Origin of the sequence: Microbispora sp. NPDC046973, assembly GCF_040644495.1 — a bacterium.
GTDB lineage: Bacteria > Actinomycetota > Actinomycetes > Streptosporangiales > Streptosporangiaceae > Microbispora.
The window spans coordinates 164935-182108 of sequence record NZ_JBEYWQ010000001.1 but is presented as its reverse complement, the minus strand read 5'-3'; the positions used below and the strand labels follow the sequence as shown (position 1 = coordinate 182108).

Below are 17174 nucleotides of genomic sequence, written 5' to 3'. Positions count from 1 at the left end.
CGAAACCTGTTGGGCGTCTCAAACGTCCCCGCCGACGCCGGTCAGCGCGGCCGCGGTCAGGGTGAGGTGCTGGGCCAGGACCTCGGCCGCGGTGTCGGCGTCGCGGGCCAGCGCGGCCTCCTCCAGCCGGCGGTGCTCGCCGATGGCGTCCCTGTCCCGGCTGCGCTGCGCCGCCCAGCGGCGAGCCAGCTCGCTCGCGGTCCACATCCGGTCGAAGGTCTCCAGCAGGACGGGGTTGCCGCAGCCCTCCAGCAGGGTGCGATGGAAGACCCGGTGGGCCTCGGACCACGCGTCGCTGTAGTGCTCGCCCTCCTCCGGCACGAACGCCGGAGTGCGGGCCAGACGGTGGTGGGCGGCTCGTACACGGGCCTCCCAGTCGACGTCACCACGCTCGATCGACATGCGCAGCACGACCGGTTCGATGGTCCGGCGAGCCTCCGCGATCTCCTGCCACCGCCGGTCGGAGAAGGCCGGGACGGCGAAACCGCGGTTGGGCAACCGGTCGGCCAGACCCTCCCCGACCACCCGTACGAGCGCCTCGCGTACGACTGCCAGGCTCACGCCCTGCTCCTTGGCGATGTCCTGCGGTTTGAGCGCGTCACCGGGGGCGTAGTCCCCGCGCATGATCGCGTTCCGCAGGTGTGTGTAGACCTGCTCGGAGAGCATCCGCTTCCCAGGCGCAACCATCTGAGTCACGCGGCCAGCATAGACGATTCGACAAATAATCGATTATTCGTGTTATAGTCGATTGTGTCGACGGCGACAGCGGTTGTCTCCGTGCGAACGCCGACTCTCCGTCGGCCGCATCACCGCCGCCCCGCAGCACGATCTGAAAGGAACGACGCGATGAGCGCCAACGATCCCTTCGCCCGCCTCCCCGAGGCGGCCTCCTTCACCGTCACCAGCACCACCGTCACCGACGGCGCCGCCTGGCCGCCCGAGCAGTTCTCCTCCGGTGTCCCCGGCGGGAAGGACATCTCCCCGCAGCTGTCCTGGAGCGGCGCCCCCGAAGGCACCAAGAGCTACGCCGTCACCGTGTACGACCCGGACGCCCCCACCGGGTCCGGCTTCTGGCACTGGGCGGTCGCCGACATCCCCGCGACCGTCACCGAGCTGCCCGAGGGCGCCGGCGACGACACAGGCTCAGGCCTGCCCGAGGGCGCCTTCCAGCTGCCCAACGATGTGCGCGCGGCCCGCTTCATCGGCGCCGCGCCGCCGGCCGGGCACGGCCCGCACCGCTACTTCGTCGTGGTGCACGCCCTCGATGTCGAGTCCATCGGCGTCCCGGCCGACGCCACCCCGGCCCTCCTCGGCTTCACCATGGCCGGCCACACCCTCGGCCGCGCGGTCCTGACCGCCACCGCCGAAACCCCCGCCTGACGAACGGCATGTCCGGACTCATCGACACCACCGAGATGTACCTCCGCACCATGCTGGAGCTCGAGGAGGAAGGCGTGGTCCCGCTGCGCGCCCGCATCGCCGAGCGCCTGAACCAGCGTGGCCCCACCGTCAGCCAGACCGTCGCCCGCATGGAGCGCGACGGTCTGCTGCACGTGGCCGGCGACAGGCACCTGGAGCTGACGGAGGAGGGACGGCGGATCGCCACGCGGGTGATGCGCAAGCACCGGCTGGCGGAGTGCCTGCTCGTCGACGTGATCGGGCTGGAGTGGGAGCAGGTCCACGCCGAAGCCTGCCGCTGGGAGCACGTGATGAGCGAGGCCGTCGAACGCCGCGTCTTCGAACTGCTACGACACCCGGCGGAGTCGCCCTACGGCAACCCGATCCCGGGCCTGGAGGAGCTCGGCGAGAAGCGCACCGTGGGTCCGTTCCTCGACGAGAACACCGTCAGCCTCAGCGACCTGAAACCCGGGCCGGACGGCACGAGCGCGGTCGTACGGCGCATTGGGGAGCCGATCCAGACCGACGCCCGGCTGATGCACACCCTGCGGCACGCCGGGGTGCGGCCCGGCGCGGTCGTACACGTGACGTCGTCACCCGGCCGCGTGACGCTCGGCAGTGGCGGGGCGGCCGCCGAACTCCCCACGCAGACCGCCGCGCACGTCTTCGTGGCCAAGCGGTGATCCAGCCGGGCCCCGGGCCCGGCTGCCGTGGCGCTGGGTGGCGCTCGACCACGATCGTGGGCCGCCCTCGTCCCGGCAGCTCGGCGGGCCGATCAGCATCGACAAGTGGCCGAGTCGGTCGCGGGGCCGCGCCACGAGCTTGAGGAAACCGGCTGACTGCGGTTCAGTGCCGGCTCCAGACGCGGTGGGTCTCAAGCGCGTCGGAGAGTTCCTGGGCCACTTCCGGTGAACTGGCGGAGAAGAACGCGCGCTCCAGGATCGCCGCGGGTGCCGTTCCCCTGATCCATCTGTCCAGAAGCACGTACCACTCGGCGTCCTGGGCGACGGCGACGGTGAAGTCGTGCATGAGCCACGCCATGTGGCGGGCCGCCGCCTCGGTGGTGTTCGGCTCCCACTCGGTCAGGTAGGGAGCCAGGTCCAGCTTCAGGTCGGCGGCGATGGTTTCGATCATCGTCATGACGTCTACGTCGCGCGGATAGTGGTTCAGGGTGTGCCGCCACCATGCGCCGACGGCGGCGACGACGGTATCCCGCTCGATCCTTCTCCAGTTCTGCCACCTGACGCCGAGTCGCAGCATCAAGGAGCGGGCATGCACCCCGTCGAGCTCTTCGAGGATGAGCAGCTCCAGCAGCCGGGGCAGGTAGTGCTTGAACTCCTCGACGTCTCCCCATGTGTACAGGCCATTCCAGGCGTAGGGCTCCAGCGCGGATGCGCTGAGCATCCGAAGTGGTGCGGCACGCGCCGCGCGCACCCGCTCAGCTGACACGCAGTGCTCACATGCGTCGGTCTTGGCTGGAAGCGGATACCGAGAGAAGGCTCCGTAGAGAGCGCCCAACGCGCGGTCGAGATCGGGTGGCGGGTCCATGATCGGATGCTATTGCGCGATGGCCGGGACGCCGCTAGCTGTTTTCTCCTCGTTGAGTGGAGCGGTAGTCCAGCGCGGCGTCATCCCGAAGCCGGAGGGTTCCACCGGAGGTGGCCTTGGTCAGGCGGATGAGTGTCACCTGTCTGGCTATGAGGACAACCCTGCCCAAAGCGCCCACGACGCAGATCGACAGCTAGTGCGGAGACTCGCCGGGTTCGCAGTCAGATGGTCTCGCCCAGCTGCTCGGCCAGCCGCTCCAGGCCGCCCTTGATGAGCTGCCCGTACTCGTCGTCGCCAAGTGCGCCGATTCCGGCTCGGGCCTGCTGGAGGTGCTCACGGGCGCGATCGAGATCGCCCAGCTTGCGATAGCACTCACTCAAGTTCAGGTGCAACGACGGATACAGGCCCGCCACCGGCAGCGTCACCCCGGCTTGCGCCATCCCCTCAGCGGTGACCCGATCAGCGGCGGCAAGCGCTCGCAGATCCCACATCAGCTCCTGGCGCACGTCGTCCTGCACATCGGCCATCGAATGGGCGAGAACGCAAACATGGAGCGGATCGCCTTGCTCGCCGCCGATGTCGTCCCAGATCTGCGCGAACAGGTCGCGAGCGGCGTCACGCTGACCTCGGTGGTGATGCAACTCCACCCCCTGGCCGATCCGGGTCAGCGTTGGATCGGTGGTCATCAGGGGCTCCTTCACCGTCGCCGGCAACCGCGAGGTCAGCCTACCTGCCTCACTGGCGTGAAGATCGGGCCTCGCCATGGAGCCGGCGTCGAGCGGTCTGCCGGGGTTGCCTGGGTCGATGGCAGAAGGGATCCGAGCTCCCACCTCAGCCCTCGTAGGAGCGGCCTGCCGGAGGGCTCTGCCAGGCTGGGGGCATGATGCGTGCGGGTGTTCCGGTGTTTCTGCAGATCACCGACGGACAGGAGATGTCGTCCGCCCTGCGGCGGGAGTTGATCGAGTGCTGGGTCACGGTGACCAACGCCGGGGGCGCGGCCGGCTTCCCCTTCCCTCCTGTCAGCTTCGATGAGGTCGCCGTGGTGGCCGATCAGCTCATCGCCGGCCTCGATCCGGAGCGCAGCCGGTTGCTCGTGGCCCTCGTCGACGGGACGCTCGCCGGCTGGCTGAACGTACGCAGGAGCGTTGACCCACTGATCGCTCACTGGGGCACGGTTCATCACCTTCAAACGCACACGAGCTTCCGCAGCAGGGGCATCGGCGCCGCGCTGATGCGCGAGGTGCGCCAGGTGGCCCGCGAAGAGATGGCACTCGAACAACTCCACCTCGCCGCCAGGGGCGGTGTGGGCCTCGAAGACTTTTATGGGCGGCTCGGTTGGAAAGAGATCGGCCGGTGGCCCGGTGCGCTACGGCTCGCCCCCGGCGATGATCGCGACGAGGTCCTCATGGTGCTTGAGCTCTGACTACGTCTGCGACGGCCCGTCGTCGGCATCGAGAGACCCTCGGCCATGCCAGCGTCACGACGACAGAGCGTTACACCCACATCTGCAACCCTCATCGGTCTGGAGATCAAAAAAGCCCCTCTCGCTGAAGTCAGCGAGAGGGGCTTTGAACTGCGGAGGCTCGGGGATTTGAACCCCGGATGGGCTTAAGACCCAAACCGCATTAGCAGCTCGGCTCTCGACCGTCCCGATCCGTTCCACCTGGACCAACACCGCTCGGCGGTCCTCCTGGAACGGCCTGGGACGGCGGGGAACTGCAACTAAAACTGCAACTAGAGCGGGCTCGTGACCTGCGCGGACGCGCACGCCTCGCCCTCCGCGCATCCCGTATGCCGTCGACCCACCGCGAAGCGGCAGCGGGCTGGTGACGGAGGCGCAAGCCCGTCTTCGCGTGCACCTTAGCCGGTCGCCGTTCCACGGCCATTGGACGCCAAGAGTCACAGACGGGCTTGAGCCGGAGGAGCCGGTCTGCTGGGCTCCGCCTGGGTCGATGGCAGAAGGGATGCGCGGGCACTTACCCCAGCCATCTACGGCCCGCGGTCTCCAGCTCGGCGCTATCCCGGAGCCGAAGAGCCCCCGCCGGAGGCATCCACTCTTCAGCGGGATTTGTTACGCGCTTCCGTTGCCTGCCAGCCATCACGAGCTGCCTGCTCTCGCAGAAGCGGAGGCCACGTCCCGATGAAGTCACAAACAGCCGGATCCCACGGGCCAACGCTGTACACGAAGGAAGTTCCAACCAGTTCCCGCACACGGATGTCTGTCGACTGAAGGGCACGCTCAAGGAAGTCGAGGCAGCGCTCGACGAGCTTTTGGTCTCCTCGCTCATGCGCGTCAAGGACGAACGTTGTGACGTGCCAAAACAGCACGTGCGGTAGGACCTCTCCGTTATCAGCTACGTGCTCCCGCCAAACCGGATCGAGCTCCGGAACCTCCTGCACGAAGCGGTCCACCACATCCTCGTACGTCATGGGCTCCATGTTCTGAGCATTCTGCGTATGTGAGGCCCGTGTCCAGGCAGGGGCAAGGCATGACGGGGACCAGGCGAAGTATGAGGCGCCACGAAGAGCAGCGTGCAGCGGCGCGGCGCTGTGGTCGATGGGTGCGTTGGATTACGGCGTGTGCTGCGGTGCGACGGGCGGCCCGAGCCGCTACCGGCCGGGACCGGCCTCCAGGCCGCATGCCCGGACGGCGGGCGGGCGACGGGCCGCGGTGCGGCGGCGCGCCGCGCCGCCGCTTGATTACAATCAGACCAATTCGGCAGCACATCAGGCATTGGGTTTCTAACATGAGGTTATGGCACAGCAGGAAGGGGACTGGCCCGTGGGTGAAGTACGGACCAGAGAGGCTCAGCTCGATGAGGCTGCACGATTGGACGTTACGGATGCCATTGAAGCCGTAAGAAGGCAGCTGATACAGGCAAAAAACAGCGCAGATGGGTCTGATCTCGAGTTTGAGCTAGGCGATGTCGAACTGGAGTTCAATGTCAGCGTCACAAGAGATGCAAAGCTTAACGGGCAGATTAAAGTATGGGTCATCGGCATTGGTGCCACAGAAGGCCTCAACGAATCAAGGACCCACCGCCTGAAGGTCACTCTAAAGCCCAGGATTCGCGAGTCCGACCAGCCTTGGCGAGTATCAGACCGAGAGAGCACTCCTCCTCCTCCCTAATCATCCGTCTTGCCAAGGAAGGAGAATACGGTGGAGCATGCCAGGGTTGCAGAGGTTTGGTGTGACGGTAACTACGGAACCGGATATCGGATAGCTCCCACTCTCCTTCTAACTGCTGGGCACGTGGTACCAAACGGCGATCCCAAAGTTAGGTTGCTGAATCAGCCCGACTGGCTCGCATGCCGCGTAGCATGGATGGACCCTGTCCACGATGCGGCGCTACTGCAAATCGCAGACACACGTCCGATAGATTCTTTGAAGCTCCATCTGCGATGGGGGACACTTGCATCGTCCGCCCCTAATATTCCATGCGAACTAGTTGGTTTTCCTTCAGCGCAACGTCAGGCAGCAGGAAGTAGGTTCCCAGATCAACGAACCGGCACCATAAATCCGCTCACCGCAATAACAGGGCGCTATTATCAATTAGACATCGATGGTGCCATTCCCGTAAAGAGCTCAAGTGCAACTCCATGGGCCGGAATGTCCGGCGCCGCGGTCTTCTGCAATGAACTTTTGATCGGCCTGGTAGTTGAGGATACCAAGAACTACCATCATGCTAGGCTCACTGTCTTGCCGATTGAAAGGCTCGTTCAGGACGACGCTTTCCGTTCAACACTCGAGAGGTTTTACGGATCAATTCCTCGCCTCGAGCCTGCCGAGATTGCCCCAATCCTCACAAGTGCTCGGCAGGCCTCGCTGTTATCAAGAGATCGGATCTCCTACGCGTCACTCTTGAAAGCAGAGGCAAGAGCCGTCAAATTTCGCGGCCGATCCGGTTTCTTGGCAGACTTCGTCGCTTGGTGTACCGCAGGTGGCGTTGGCATTCGCCTGCTAACCGGCCCGGGGGGACAGGGAAAGAGTCGATTTGCGGGCGAACTAATTGACCGACTAAGCGACCAAGGCTGGATGTCCGGGTGGATCCTCGCAGACGCGGATCTGGATTCCGCATCTAAATACATTCGACGCATAGAAACATCAACGATCCTGGTCCTAGACTATGCGGAAACACGACCCGAGAAGGTAGATAAGCTCATCCGGCTGATAGCCGAGCGCAAGCACAGTAACTCAGCCCTAAAACTGCTACTCATATCCCGTTCCGCCGGCGACTGGTGGGAACAAATTGTAGCCAACCATGCAGGGGTAGGGACTATACCTGCTATAGAAGTTGCCCAGTTGCCGCCTCTGGAAGAGACGATAGAGGGTCGCCAAGCTGCCTACATAGATGCCTGTCGTGATTTGGGACGTCGGCTGGGGGTGCATGTACCAAACGATCTTCAAATTCCTAATCTAGGCGACTCTCGCTATGGGTCTCCACTCATGTTGCAAATGGAGGCTCTCGCTCACCTTCTGGAACCCGCGCTCGCTTCGAGCGGTGGCAGCCCAGAGGAAATAATAGTTGCGCATGAGGAGCCGTATTGGATGGCGGTTGCGCGAGCGAGTGGCGTGAATGTTCATAGGCGCGTACTGAGGCGTGCCGTGGTAGCTGCTACCCTGTGCAGCGCCATTACTGAGGATGAGGCTTTTTACTTTCTCTCCCGCATTCCTGGGTTTCGTGACCAAAGTGAAGATATAAAGCTAAAGGGCGCGATATGGCTTCATGATCTTTATGCACTGGACATGGACGGATTTTTTTGGGGGCCGCTTCAGCCGGACAGGCTTGGTGAGTATCTAATAGCTAGAGCGCTTCGCGAGGAGCCTGACCTATTAGCCTACTTGGTAAGTAGTGAGAATAAAGCGGCGGCATACCGCTCGATCACCGTACTCGCCCGCGCAGCGAGTCACCAAACAGATTTAGGACCGCTGCTAACCAGTCTAATTGTTTCTGACCCAGACCTTGCGACCGTTGCAGTTGATGTCGCACCCAGAAGCGAGAACCCATACCCCTTGCTGGCAGCATTCGATGCACTACTCGAGTCAGTGAAGGATGATCCAGATAACCTTATAAAGATCGCCGCCTTCGCGGACTCCTTCCCAATTAGTAGCAGCTTGCTAAATCCCTTGGCGCTTAAGACGGCTCAGCTCCTAGTTGCGATATTCACCGTAGCAGCAGGCGAAAGCCCTGAAGAGTACGGCCACTATCTGGTGCGGGCACTGGATGCCCTTTCATTACGCCTTTCTCATAGTGGCATGCACAAGGAAGCATTGACTGCCGCTGAGCGTGCTGTAGATGTACATGAGCGTTTAGCTTTCAGTGACCCAGAGAGCTACGCAGTCGATTATGCCGCCTCACTATATGCGCTGGGGAACCGGCTAGCTCAGAATGGTCGACTCGATGATGCGCTGCGAGTATCGCAGCGGGCTCTCGAGATGAGAGGGATCGCCGCCCAGAGCGGCATGGTTGAAATGGCTGCGCTTGCCAATTCACTTGGCAGCGTTGCTATGCTCCTGCATCAAAATGGTCGCACGTCAGAAGCGTTAGATCCAATTGAACGCGCCGTTGACCTATATGCAATGCTCTACAACAAAGAGGGCGAAAAGTATTCTCAACGCTTTGCAGCGTCCCTCGTGAATGCCTCGACTATATATGCTTTCACTGACCGCTACGAGGATGCTTTGCGGCAAGGGCGCAGAGCTGTCGAAATTTATCGTTCCCTCTATGCAGATAATCCGGATACATGCACTTCAGAATATGCCGCTGCCCTGACAAATCTTTCTGCTTACCTCATGCGAAACGGGCAAACTACAGAAGCGGCTACTGTAACTCAAGAAGGGGTACAGATTCATCGTCGCCTAGTCGAATCCAACCCAAAGGCTCACTCTTATCCTCTGGCGACAGCTCTGAATATTGCTTCCAGGGTCTACAGTGCGGTCGGCCGCTCGCAGGACGCCCGTGCGGCCTTAGAGGAATCGATTGCGCTCCTACGTGGGCTTGTCAAGAGCAACCGGTCTGCATACGCAAATGACTTGGCCCTTGCGCTGACGAATTACGCCAACGAGTTGGTAGAGGAAGCGCCCGAAAAGGCAATTCTCCTAGCCGAGGAGGCCGTTAGTCTGCGACGGGAGCTAACACAGAATCAGGCCCATCCCAATACAACCGAACTAGCGAAAAGTATGATAGCCCTAAGTCAGGCGCTTAATGTTGGCGGCAAGCATCGAGAGGCACTGGTTGCAGCCCTCGAGAGTGTCCATTTACTTGCTGATCTAGCTAAGGATGATTTGCGATTGCAGCGAGGGAGCTTTCCGGAAGCCCTAGCCGTGTATGCCCGTTGCGCAGTCGATGCCGGCGATCCGGTTACGGCCGTTGAACCTGCCCATGTCGCAATGACCCTGGCGCATCGGCATAAGCGGGATGACCTAGCTAGGTATTGCGGAATAACCCTTATAGAAGCTAGAGAGAGGGATCCTGAAGCCGTTAAGGCTGAGTGGCTCCGTGTCACGGGCGTTCCATGGTCTGACTAACCCTTCCCGGCCCTGGATCTGGTAGAACGCTTGCGTGCAAGAGCGGCGTGATCGGTTGCGGGAACTAGGCGAGCTGCTGCGGCGGCTGCGCAGGGACGCGGGGTTGACCGGCAAGGAGCTGGCTCATCGGGCTGGGGTGGCGCAGCCGACGATCTCCCGGATGGAGACAGGACGGCTGCTGCCGACGCCGGAGACGGTTGAGCGAGTGTCCACAGCTCTCCAGCTCGATGACGACGCTCGCTCTGAGTTGGACGCGCTGCTCTTGCGGCTGCGTGACGAGGTATCGCGACTAAAAGATGGGCTTGCTGGCCGGGAGGCGGCGAACGCTGCGCGGGTGCGCTCGTCGCAGTGGATAGCGGTCTTCTCCTCGGCGGTGATCCCCGCGCTGTTGCAGACGGCGGAGTATGCGCGGCTGGCGGTGGCGATCGGCCGTGATGTCGATGAGGACGATGCGGCCCAGGCGGCGGCCGTACGGGTCGAGGCTCAAGCGGTGTTGTTCGAGGAGGGCCGGCGGTTCGCGTTCGTGCTGACGGAGGGTGCGGTGCGTACGTGGCCGGGGTCGCCGTCGTTGATGCTGGCGCAGCTCGACCGGTTGGCCCAGGTGTCGACGCTGCCGCATGTCCGGCTCGGCGTCGTGCCGTGGAAGGTGCAGGCTCCGGCCTTTCCGCTGCACGGGTTCACCATCTTCGACGGGTCGGTGAGTGTGGTGGAGAGCTTGACCGGTGATCTCACGCTGACGGAGGCGGCCGAGATCGGCGCTCATGAAGAGGCGTTCGAGGCGTTCGCGGGCGCGGCCGTGTACGAAGACGACCTGCGGGCGCTGCTGGGCGAGATCACCGCGGACTTCCGGGAGCTGGCGAAGCAGCTCGACGGTTGACGCATTTATGCGTCGTATTCCTTGAGAACCCTCTAGCGTTGGTCATACGCTCCAGTCAAAGGCATGTATAGCCCCCTATACGACGGAGCGTGTCCCATGCCCCCATGGCGCCTGTCCCGACACTTCCTCGGCCGCCCCGCCTCGGTCACCGAAGCCCGCCGCTTCATCACCGCAACCCTCGGCCCCTGGCCGGTCGTCGAGTCGGCCGAACTCATCGTGAGCGAACTGGCGACCAACGCCGTCCGTCACACCGCCTCGGCCCGCTTCGGAGGCAAGTTCATCGTCAGCATCCAAGCCGAACCCGATCAAGTCTGGCTCGGCGTCACCGACGAAGGCGGCCCCGGCGCCCCCCGGCTGGTGCGGCCCAGCGACGACGAAGGTGGCCGCGGCCTACTGCTGGTCGCCTCCCTGGCCGACAACTGGGGCGTGTACGGCAACCAGGCCGGCCGTACCGTCTGGGCGCTGCTCAAAGTCGACCCCATCGCCGCCGCCACTGCAGCGACGGGCCGGTCATGAGCTGCGTGAGCCCGCACGTCCCCGATCGCCGGCAGCCCGGGTGCACGAAGCTGGAATGGTTCGAGCCCTCGGACGGAGCGCGGGTACGAGTGCTCGCCTGGACCTGCGACTGCCTGGCCATGGTTTACGAGCTGTGCCAGGCGGGCGGCCAAGGATTCATCCGGCGCACCCTCCAGAACGAGGACGCACCCGCAATCTGCGAGACCCACCGCTGGCCTACTGCCCGCGCGCGTGAGGTCTGGGCGGCGCTGCTCACGGGAATGGCGCGGTGAGCCCGCGCGGTGTCCCTAACCGGCGCTCAGCGATCCGGGCCGTGGACCCAACGACCGGCAAACCCGCCAAAATCGTACTGTCAAGAGGGATAGACGGCATTTCGTCTAGGGGCCTAGACTCGGGTGCGCACCATCAAGGAGGAACTGTGCCACCGAGCGACCTGGACAAAATCGCCGCGATCGACGATCCCTACCTGCTGCTCCGGGTCGCCACCGAACGACTCAACGCCGCCCAGCAAGAAGTCACCGAACTGGCCCGGCTCCGCCGCCGCGTCATCCAAGAACTCCACGCCCAAGGCATGTCGTATGCGCAGATCGCGGAGAAGGCCGGACTGTCCCGCGGGCGTATCCACCAGATCCGTCACACCGGCCCCGCCCCCGAAGGCGCGTTCCTCGGCGTCGGCACCGTCACCGTAGTGACCCCGCTGCGGCACGACGCAGCGACCGGCCGCTCCATGGTCGCCCTGGACGACATGCGCGCCGGCAAGCGCTTGGAAGACCTCGCCCGGACCTTCGGCCTGACCGTCGCCACCGACAACGTCACCGTGGACGGGCAGATCGACCTCAACCGGCCCGGCCTGCTCGTCATATGCGGCCCCCGTATGTCCGATGCCATGCGGCAGGCGTACGACGCCGACCCGGTCATCCGTTGGGACCGAGACGACACCGGCTGGAAGCTCGTCGACACCCGCACCGGCCGCGAGTACCGCTCCGGCTCCCAGCTCGACCCAAAGCAGCCGACCGACTCGGCCTTCCTCGGCCGGCTGCCCCGCCCAGACGGCAACGGCTCGTTCCTGGCCATCGCCGGTATCCACCCCAACGGCTCCCTCGGCGTCATCCACCTTCTCGCCAGTGAGATCGCCACGTTGTGGGGGCAGGTCGGCGATCGCCGCTTCTCCTGCGTGGTCGGCGTCGAATACGACCCGCAAAGTGGGGAACCAGTGCGGGCGGAACTGGCCAGTCCGCTCTACCGGCACGAGGACACCTGATGCGCGTCGCCTTCGCCAGTGAACCCGCCTACCCCGACCGGCCCAACGAAGACTTCATCGGCGCCACCGCCGACGCCGTCGTCCTCCTCGACGGCGCCAGCATCCCCCCAGGTGTCACCTCGTCCTGCTCGCACAGCGTGCGGTGGTACTCCCACACCCTCGGCTCCACCTTGCTCGCCGAGATGACTCAAAGCGCCGGCCCCCTGCCCGAGCTCCTCGCCCAGGGCATCAAGCACGTCACCTCACTGCACGACTTCACCTGCGACCTGACCCACGGCGGATCCCCCTCCGCGACCGTCATCATGCTCCGCCAAGCCGCCGACCATCTCGACTGGCTCGTCCTCGGCGACAGCACTCTCATCCTCGACACCGGCACCGCCGAGCCGATGGTGACCTGCGACGACCGACTAGAACAAGTCGCCGCACCCCACCGCGCACGGCTCGACAGCCTGCCCGGAGGCACACTCGAACACGCCGAAGCCCGCCGCGAGTACGTCGAAACCCTTGGCCAGTACCGCAACCGCGACGGTGGCTTCTGGGTCGCCTCCACCGACCCCCTCGCCGCCGACCAAGCCCTCACCGGCACCATCCCCGTCGACCATGTACAGGCCGCGGCCCTACTCACCGACGGAGCCGCCGACGCCGTCAACCGTTACCGCCTCCTTGCCTGGCGGCAACTCCTCGACGTCCTAGCGCACGACGGCCCAGTCGAACTGATCCAGCAAGTCCGTCAAGCTGAACGGTCCGACCCCCAAGGGGAACGCTGGCCGCGTAGCAAGCCCAACGACGACGCAACTGCCGTCTATTGCCGCCTTGAGTCTCCCTGCTAGCTAGTGCTTGCACCCAAGGCCACAATTTCAAGACGAACGTTTTAGAGAACGCCGACATTCATCAATAGCGATTGGCCTGTCTATATCCGCTCAACCTCTGCGAGGAGAGCATTAGTAAGGACTGTGATTGATCCTTTGGCCCCAAGGGGATCAGCAGCCAGCAGGAGAGCCCGGGCCAATTGTCGGCGTTCCATCTTGGTCTTCGCTCTCTCAAAGAGTGTGCTACTTGCGAGATCCAACGCAAGGCGAGGAATGCTGCGCTCAAGCTCCATTTTCCGCGCAGGAATTATCCGATTCCTCCGCACTCCTTCAGCATTCGAGAACGTCGCATACCAATAGTCCGGTTTCGCGAACGGCTCCTCTACTAGATTTCCAACCAACTGTAGGCAGCGCTCCCAGCGCGCCTGAGAATTAGAGCCGCACAGATAGGTTTCATCCTCTAGGAGTTGTCGAAGCAGTTCTTGAGACCAACGCCCCTTATTCTCGTGGTAAATACCACGTTCCGCCAACCGCTTGCAGCGTCCCTCATCGCGAGCCGGGCTTCTGTCACAGATAGCCGTACAGAGAGAAGCGTGCTCGTCGTTTATAAACTGACAGCGTTCGAACGCTCCAAGCGGCGCTTCATCCTGCGACGCTCGGAGGAGGGAGGTCACAGGCCATGACCATCCCTGCGAAGTCGTATGAAAGGCAATTTTGGCCTGGCTCTTGAAGAGCCCTGCTAGTTCGTCGAGCCGCTGGCGAGATGAGGCTTCAAGTTGGTCTAACCTTCCCCTTTCGGTCATACTCGCAGCGTCGTTCAAAATTTCTTGAGCGCGTAATACAAAGCGATCTATCAAGTCTGAGCAAGCGTCATCAAGATAGGTCCAGCGATGGATTCCGCGATCGACGACAAAGGTTGCCGTTAACTGGACGACCGTCCCCACTCGGTCGCGAGCCTCCACTACTAGCGGCTCAATTCCCGGTTCCACTATTTCTAGAGTCTCATCTTCCGGCAACCACATGGAGTTGTCGTCGATAAGCTGGACGACATCTTCTTCCGTCCATTCACTGGTAAGGATACGGACAGCACTAGGGTGCTGCGACGTAACCATCTGCAGGAACTCATCCAGATCAGTCGCCTCCCACACGATTGGCCCCGCTGAGCCGGGAGGGTCGAAATCAATCGATACTGACGCCCCAATCAGTGCAGCCGTCAATGAAATACGATTGATTTTCTCTTCCATTTTAGATTTTCTCTCTTGTCGTGCCTGCTCCTGTCACGCCACCAGGACGGGCGGACTCTGATCTGCATGGTGCAACTGAATTATCGTCACAAAAAGGAGACTTGTTACTCAAGGACGCTTTCGGACTTCCTGACCGAAAGCGTAGAAGTGTGGTCTCACAGCGGCTAGGCGTACGAGCTGCATACCCCCCTAGACAGTTCCCGACGCCGCTGCTATGGTCTTCGCATAGCCCTCTAGACAGTCCTCATCGCGGACTGGCCGGCCCTGTCTAGGGGGGTGGACAAGGAGGTGGTGAACGATGGCACTGCAAGGACCAATCCCGATCAGCTTCGAGCTGCTGTTCCCCCACGGCTGCTACGTGGTGGGTGAGGTGGCCGCGGCGAAGGACTTCGACGCCAAGCGCGATGTCCAGGCCAAGGACAAGGTCACTGGCCTGCCGGTCTGGCAGGTCCCGGTGATGGACGCCGACCCCTCGCTCAAGGCCGCGCAGAAGACGGTGACCGTGAAGATCCTCGCTGAGGTTCAGCCGGTCGTTCCGCCGTCGCTGCCGGGCGTGCCGCTGGCCCCGGCCGAGTTCGAGGGCCTGGAGGTCAAGCCGTACGTGCATCAGGCGACGGGGCGGCTGGCCTACTCGATCTCGGCTCGGGTGATGCGGGCTCCCCGCTCCGGGGCCAGCAAGTCCGGCAGTGCTGCGAAGGATGCGGCGTGATGGGGCGGCGCACGTTGCGGCCCTCGGCCGTGATCAGCTTCAACACCGGGGGCGGGGCCTCGGCCAAGACCATGCCGTACCCGGCCCGCACGCCGGTGCTGGCGCTGGACTTCGGCTCGACCTCGGTGCTGCTGTCCACCTCGGACAGCGACCAGGTCAGCCCGGCCGATGTCGAGTTCGCCCGGCAGCTCGCCCGTGAGGCGGCCTCGTTCGCCCGGTCGGTCGAGCGGCGGTTTCACGGCCTGGCCAACGGGCGCGGGGTGGCCTGATGACGCACGGTCCCTACACCCACGTGTCGATGTCGATCGACCCGGGCGAGCGGCCCCGGATCGGCATCTCGTTTTACGCGTCGATCACTCGGGCGCGGGCTCGGGTGCTGGAGTCCGGGCGGCCGTACCTGGTCCTGGAGTCCGACGAGGCGGACGTGACGGTCTCGACCACCGGGGCCGGACCGGTCACCGCCGAAGACCTGGAGGTCGCGCGGCAGATCTTCAACGCCGCCGCGCGGTACCTGGCCGACTGCGAACGCCTGCACGCCGAACATGCCCAGGTCACCGACTCGGCGGCCTGACGCAAGCGGGGCCGCTGGAAGCGGCAACTTCCGGCGGCCCCTCGGTCTCTCCCTGACTGCGCATCACAAGAGAGGAGTTCAGCTTATGCTCAAGCGCCTTCCCGGTGGCGAGGTGCGCAACCTCGTGTCCACTACTCCAGACACGGCGGTCGTGTTCAAACCGGCCGTCGTCCAGACCCCGGCGATCCTCACCGTCCTGGTCTTCCTCGGCCGCATGGTTGCCGGTCTCGTCCGTACCCTTCTCGTCCACCCCATTGCGGTCGCGGTGCTCGCAGTGCCCGGGTGATCTGGGTCCGGTACGGCTGGCCCGTCGCGGTGGCCGCCGTCACCATCCCCGTCTCACTGTTGTTCGGCTGGGTGCTGGCCGACCGGGCGTCGTTCGCCCGCTGGATCGGCTGGCGGCTGCTGGCCTTCTGGCGCCGGTTCTGGATCTACCGGCGGCACTGGCAACCGGTGATGATCGTGTCCGGGCTCGGCCGTCACCTCCAGGGCCGCGACTACCTGCCCCGCCTGCTCCGGGTCGAGTGCGACGGCTGGGCCGACCGCGTCACGGTGCGCATGCTGTCAGGGCAGGCCGTCAAGGACTGGGCCGACCGCACCGACCACCTCGCCCACGGCTTCGGCTCCCCCTCCTGCCGCGTCGCCATCGCGAAGGCCGGGCTGCTCGTGCTGACCTTCCCCCGGCGCGACCCGCTCGCCGAACCCCTGCCCGCCGTCCCGATTCCCGAGGCGGTAGAGGTGAGGCCGGTGGAGGTCGGACGGTGCGAGGACGGCACTCCGTACCGGCTCAAGGTCCACGGCACGCACGTCCTCATCGCGGGAGCGACCGGGGCCGGCAAGGGCTCGTGGCTGTGGTCGACAATCCGCAGCCTACTCCCCGCGATGCGTGCGGGTCTGGTGCAGGTGTGGGCGCTCGATCCCAAGCGGATGGAGCTGTCCTTCGGCCGGGCGCTCTTCGGCAGGCGATATGCGGCCGATCCGAAGGAGTGCGCCGACCTGCTCGACGAGGCCGTGTGCGTGATGCAGGAGCGGGCCGACCGGTTCGCCGGCCTCCAGCGCTCGCACACGCCGACCGTCGATGACCCGTTCGTCCTGGTGCTCGTCGACGAGGTCGCCTTCCTGACCGCCTACCAGTCCGACAAGCAACTCCGTCAGCGCATCACGGCGGCCCTCGCCACGCTCACCACACAAGGCCGGGCGGTCGGCGTCGGCGTCAGGGCCGCACTCCAGGACCCCCGCAAGGAGGTCATGAACATCCGCAACCTGTTCCCCGACAAGATCGCCCTCCGTCTCGATGAGTCCGAACAGGTGGACATGGTTCTCGGCGACGGCACACGCGACCGGGGAGCACTCGCCGACCACATCTCACCGATTCCGGAACGGGGCGCGGGCATCGGCTACGTCCGCCTCGAAACTTCCCCTGATCCGGTGCGGGTCCGGGCCGCCTACGTCTCTGACGCCGACATTGGGCAGATGGTCGCCGAATACGGCGGTCGAAGCGAGGCCGCATGAACGGCCTGACGCACTTCCTCGACGGGCTGCGCTGCTCCACCTGCGGCGCGCTCAACGTCCTGTGGCTCGACCCCCTGCGCGGCCTGGTCGAGTGCCACGAATGCGGCCAGACCGCCCTCACCATCCCCGAGACCGCAGAGGAGGACAGTTGATCGACCTCACCGACGCCCAACAGGCCGGGGGAGAGCAGCCGACCTCCC

20 protein-coding genes are annotated in these 17174 nt (G+C 64.2%); 15 read left to right on the top strand and 5 right to left on the bottom strand.

Going from position 1 to position 17174, the window contains the following annotated elements:
* Positions 1–18 precede the first annotated feature (18 nt).
* A complete protein-coding gene (locus ABZ860_RS00925) occupies positions 19–687 on the bottom strand; it encodes a GntR family transcriptional regulator (RefSeq protein ID WP_357214699.1) in 669 nt (222 codons plus the stop codon).
* A 159-nt stretch (positions 688–846) separates the two neighbouring features.
* Here ABZ860_RS00925 and ABZ860_RS00920 point away from each other — a divergent pair, with 159 nt between their 5' ends.
* Both ABZ860_RS00920 and ABZ860_RS00915 read left to right on the top strand, forming a co-directional pair.
* Positions 847–1380 carry a YbhB/YbcL family Raf kinase inhibitor-like protein gene (locus tag ABZ860_RS00920; RefSeq protein WP_357213173.1) on the top strand — a complete coding sequence of 178 codons (534 nt, stop codon included), beginning with the start codon at positions 847–849 and terminating at the stop codon, positions 1378–1380.
* Between the two features lie 8 nt (positions 1381–1388).
* Positions 1389–2081, top strand: coding sequence for an iron dependent repressor, metal binding and dimerization domain protein (locus tag ABZ860_RS00915; protein WP_357213171.1), 693 nt, complete (start codon positions 1389–1391; stop codon positions 2079–2081).
* A 163-nt stretch (positions 2082–2244) separates the two neighbouring features.
* On the opposite strand, the gene ABZ860_RS00910 is transcribed toward ABZ860_RS00915, so the two are convergent.
* Positions 2245–2946: a hypothetical protein gene (locus tag ABZ860_RS00910; RefSeq protein WP_357213168.1), complete on the bottom strand. Its 702-nt coding sequence runs from the start codon at positions 2944–2946 to the stop codon at positions 2245–2247.
* A gap of 221 nt (positions 2947–3167) precedes the next feature.
* A complete protein-coding gene (locus ABZ860_RS00905) occupies positions 3168–3632 on the bottom strand; it encodes a tetratricopeptide repeat protein (RefSeq protein ID WP_357213166.1) in 465 nt (154 codons plus the stop codon).
* 194 nt (positions 3633–3826) lie between these two features.
* Here ABZ860_RS00905 and ABZ860_RS00900 point away from each other — a divergent pair, with 194 nt between their 5' ends.
* A complete protein-coding gene (locus tag ABZ860_RS00900; RefSeq protein WP_357213163.1) occupies positions 3827–4369 on the top strand; it encodes a GNAT family N-acetyltransferase in 543 nt (180 codons plus the stop codon).
* Positions 4370–5004: 635 nt separating this feature from the next.
* On the opposite strand, the gene ABZ860_RS00895 is transcribed toward ABZ860_RS00900, so the two are convergent.
* Positions 5005–5376 carry a hypothetical protein gene (locus ABZ860_RS00895; protein ID WP_357213161.1) on the bottom strand — a complete coding sequence of 124 codons (372 nt, stop codon included), beginning with the start codon at positions 5374–5376 and terminating at the stop codon, positions 5005–5007.
* A gap of 325 nt (positions 5377–5701) precedes the next feature.
* Between ABZ860_RS00895 and ABZ860_RS00890 the strand changes: the two genes are divergently transcribed.
* From ABZ860_RS00890 to ABZ860_RS00865, 6 genes are all read left to right on the top strand, one after another.
* Positions 5702–6076, top strand: coding sequence for a trypco2 family protein (locus tag ABZ860_RS00890; protein ID WP_357213158.1), 375 nt, complete (start codon positions 5702–5704; stop codon positions 6074–6076).
* 30 nt (positions 6077–6106) lie between these two features.
* The gene (locus ABZ860_RS00885; protein ID WP_357213156.1) at positions 6107–9475 is read left to right on the top strand and encodes a tetratricopeptide repeat protein; all 3369 of its coding nucleotides are present in this window, start codon (positions 6107–6109) and stop codon (positions 9473–9475) included.
* 34 nt (positions 9476–9509) lie between these two features.
* Entirely contained in the window at positions 9510–10352 is an 843-nt protein-coding gene (locus ABZ860_RS00880) for a helix-turn-helix transcriptional regulator (protein ID WP_357213153.1), read from the top strand.
* Positions 10353–10448: 96 nt separating this feature from the next.
* Positions 10449–10868, top strand: coding sequence for an ATP-binding protein (locus ABZ860_RS00875; RefSeq protein WP_357213150.1), 420 nt, complete (start codon positions 10449–10451; stop codon positions 10866–10868).
* 418 nt (positions 10869–11286) lie between these two features.
* Positions 11287–12129, top strand: coding sequence for a sigma factor-like helix-turn-helix DNA-binding protein (locus tag ABZ860_RS00870; protein WP_357213147.1), 843 nt, complete (start codon positions 11287–11289; stop codon positions 12127–12129).
* Positions 12129–12959 carry an integrase gene (locus tag ABZ860_RS00865; RefSeq protein ID WP_357213144.1) on the top strand — a complete coding sequence of 277 codons (831 nt, stop codon included), beginning with the start codon at positions 12129–12131 and terminating at the stop codon, positions 12957–12959. The genes ABZ860_RS00870 and ABZ860_RS00865 overlap by 1 nt, the downstream gene beginning before the upstream one ends.
* Before the next feature lie 80 nt (positions 12960–13039).
* Here ABZ860_RS00865 and ABZ860_RS00860 read toward each other — a convergent pair whose 3' ends face one another.
* Positions 13040–14182, bottom strand: coding sequence for a hypothetical protein (locus ABZ860_RS00860; protein ID WP_357213140.1), 1143 nt, complete (start codon positions 14180–14182; stop codon positions 13040–13042).
* Between the two features lie 298 nt (positions 14183–14480).
* On the opposite strand from ABZ860_RS00860, the gene ABZ860_RS00855 reads away from it, so the two are divergent.
* The 6 genes from ABZ860_RS00855 to ABZ860_RS00830 all read left to right on the top strand — a co-directional run bounded on the left by ABZ860_RS00855 (position 14481) and on the right by ABZ860_RS00830 (position 17126).
* On the top strand, positions 14481–14891 hold the full coding sequence (locus tag ABZ860_RS00855) for a plasmid replication, integration and excision activator (RefSeq protein ID WP_357213138.1): 411 nt from the start codon (positions 14481–14483) through the stop codon (positions 14889–14891).
* On the top strand, positions 14891–15160 hold the full coding sequence (locus ABZ860_RS00850) for a hypothetical protein (RefSeq protein ID WP_357213135.1): 270 nt from the start codon (positions 14891–14893) through the stop codon (positions 15158–15160). Before ABZ860_RS00855 ends, ABZ860_RS00850 begins: the two co-directional genes overlap by 1 nt.
* Positions 15160–15462, top strand: a complete 303-nt coding sequence (locus tag ABZ860_RS00845) for a hypothetical protein (protein ID WP_357213132.1) — start codon at positions 15160–15162, stop codon at positions 15460–15462. Before ABZ860_RS00850 ends, ABZ860_RS00845 begins: the two co-directional genes overlap by 1 nt.
* A gap of 85 nt (positions 15463–15547) precedes the next feature.
* Positions 15548–15748: a hypothetical protein gene (locus ABZ860_RS00840; RefSeq protein ID WP_357213130.1), complete on the top strand. Its 201-nt coding sequence runs from the start codon at positions 15548–15550 to the stop codon at positions 15746–15748.
* Positions 15745–16974, top strand: coding sequence for an FtsK/SpoIIIE domain-containing protein (locus tag ABZ860_RS00835; RefSeq protein WP_357213128.1), 1230 nt, complete (start codon positions 15745–15747; stop codon positions 16972–16974). Before ABZ860_RS00840 ends, ABZ860_RS00835 begins: the two co-directional genes overlap by 4 nt.
* The gene (locus ABZ860_RS00830) at positions 16971–17126 is read left to right on the top strand and encodes a hypothetical protein (protein WP_357213126.1); all 156 of its coding nucleotides are present in this window, start codon (positions 16971–16973) and stop codon (positions 17124–17126) included. Before ABZ860_RS00835 ends, ABZ860_RS00830 begins: the two co-directional genes overlap by 4 nt.
* Positions 17127–17174: the final 48 nt, after the last annotated feature.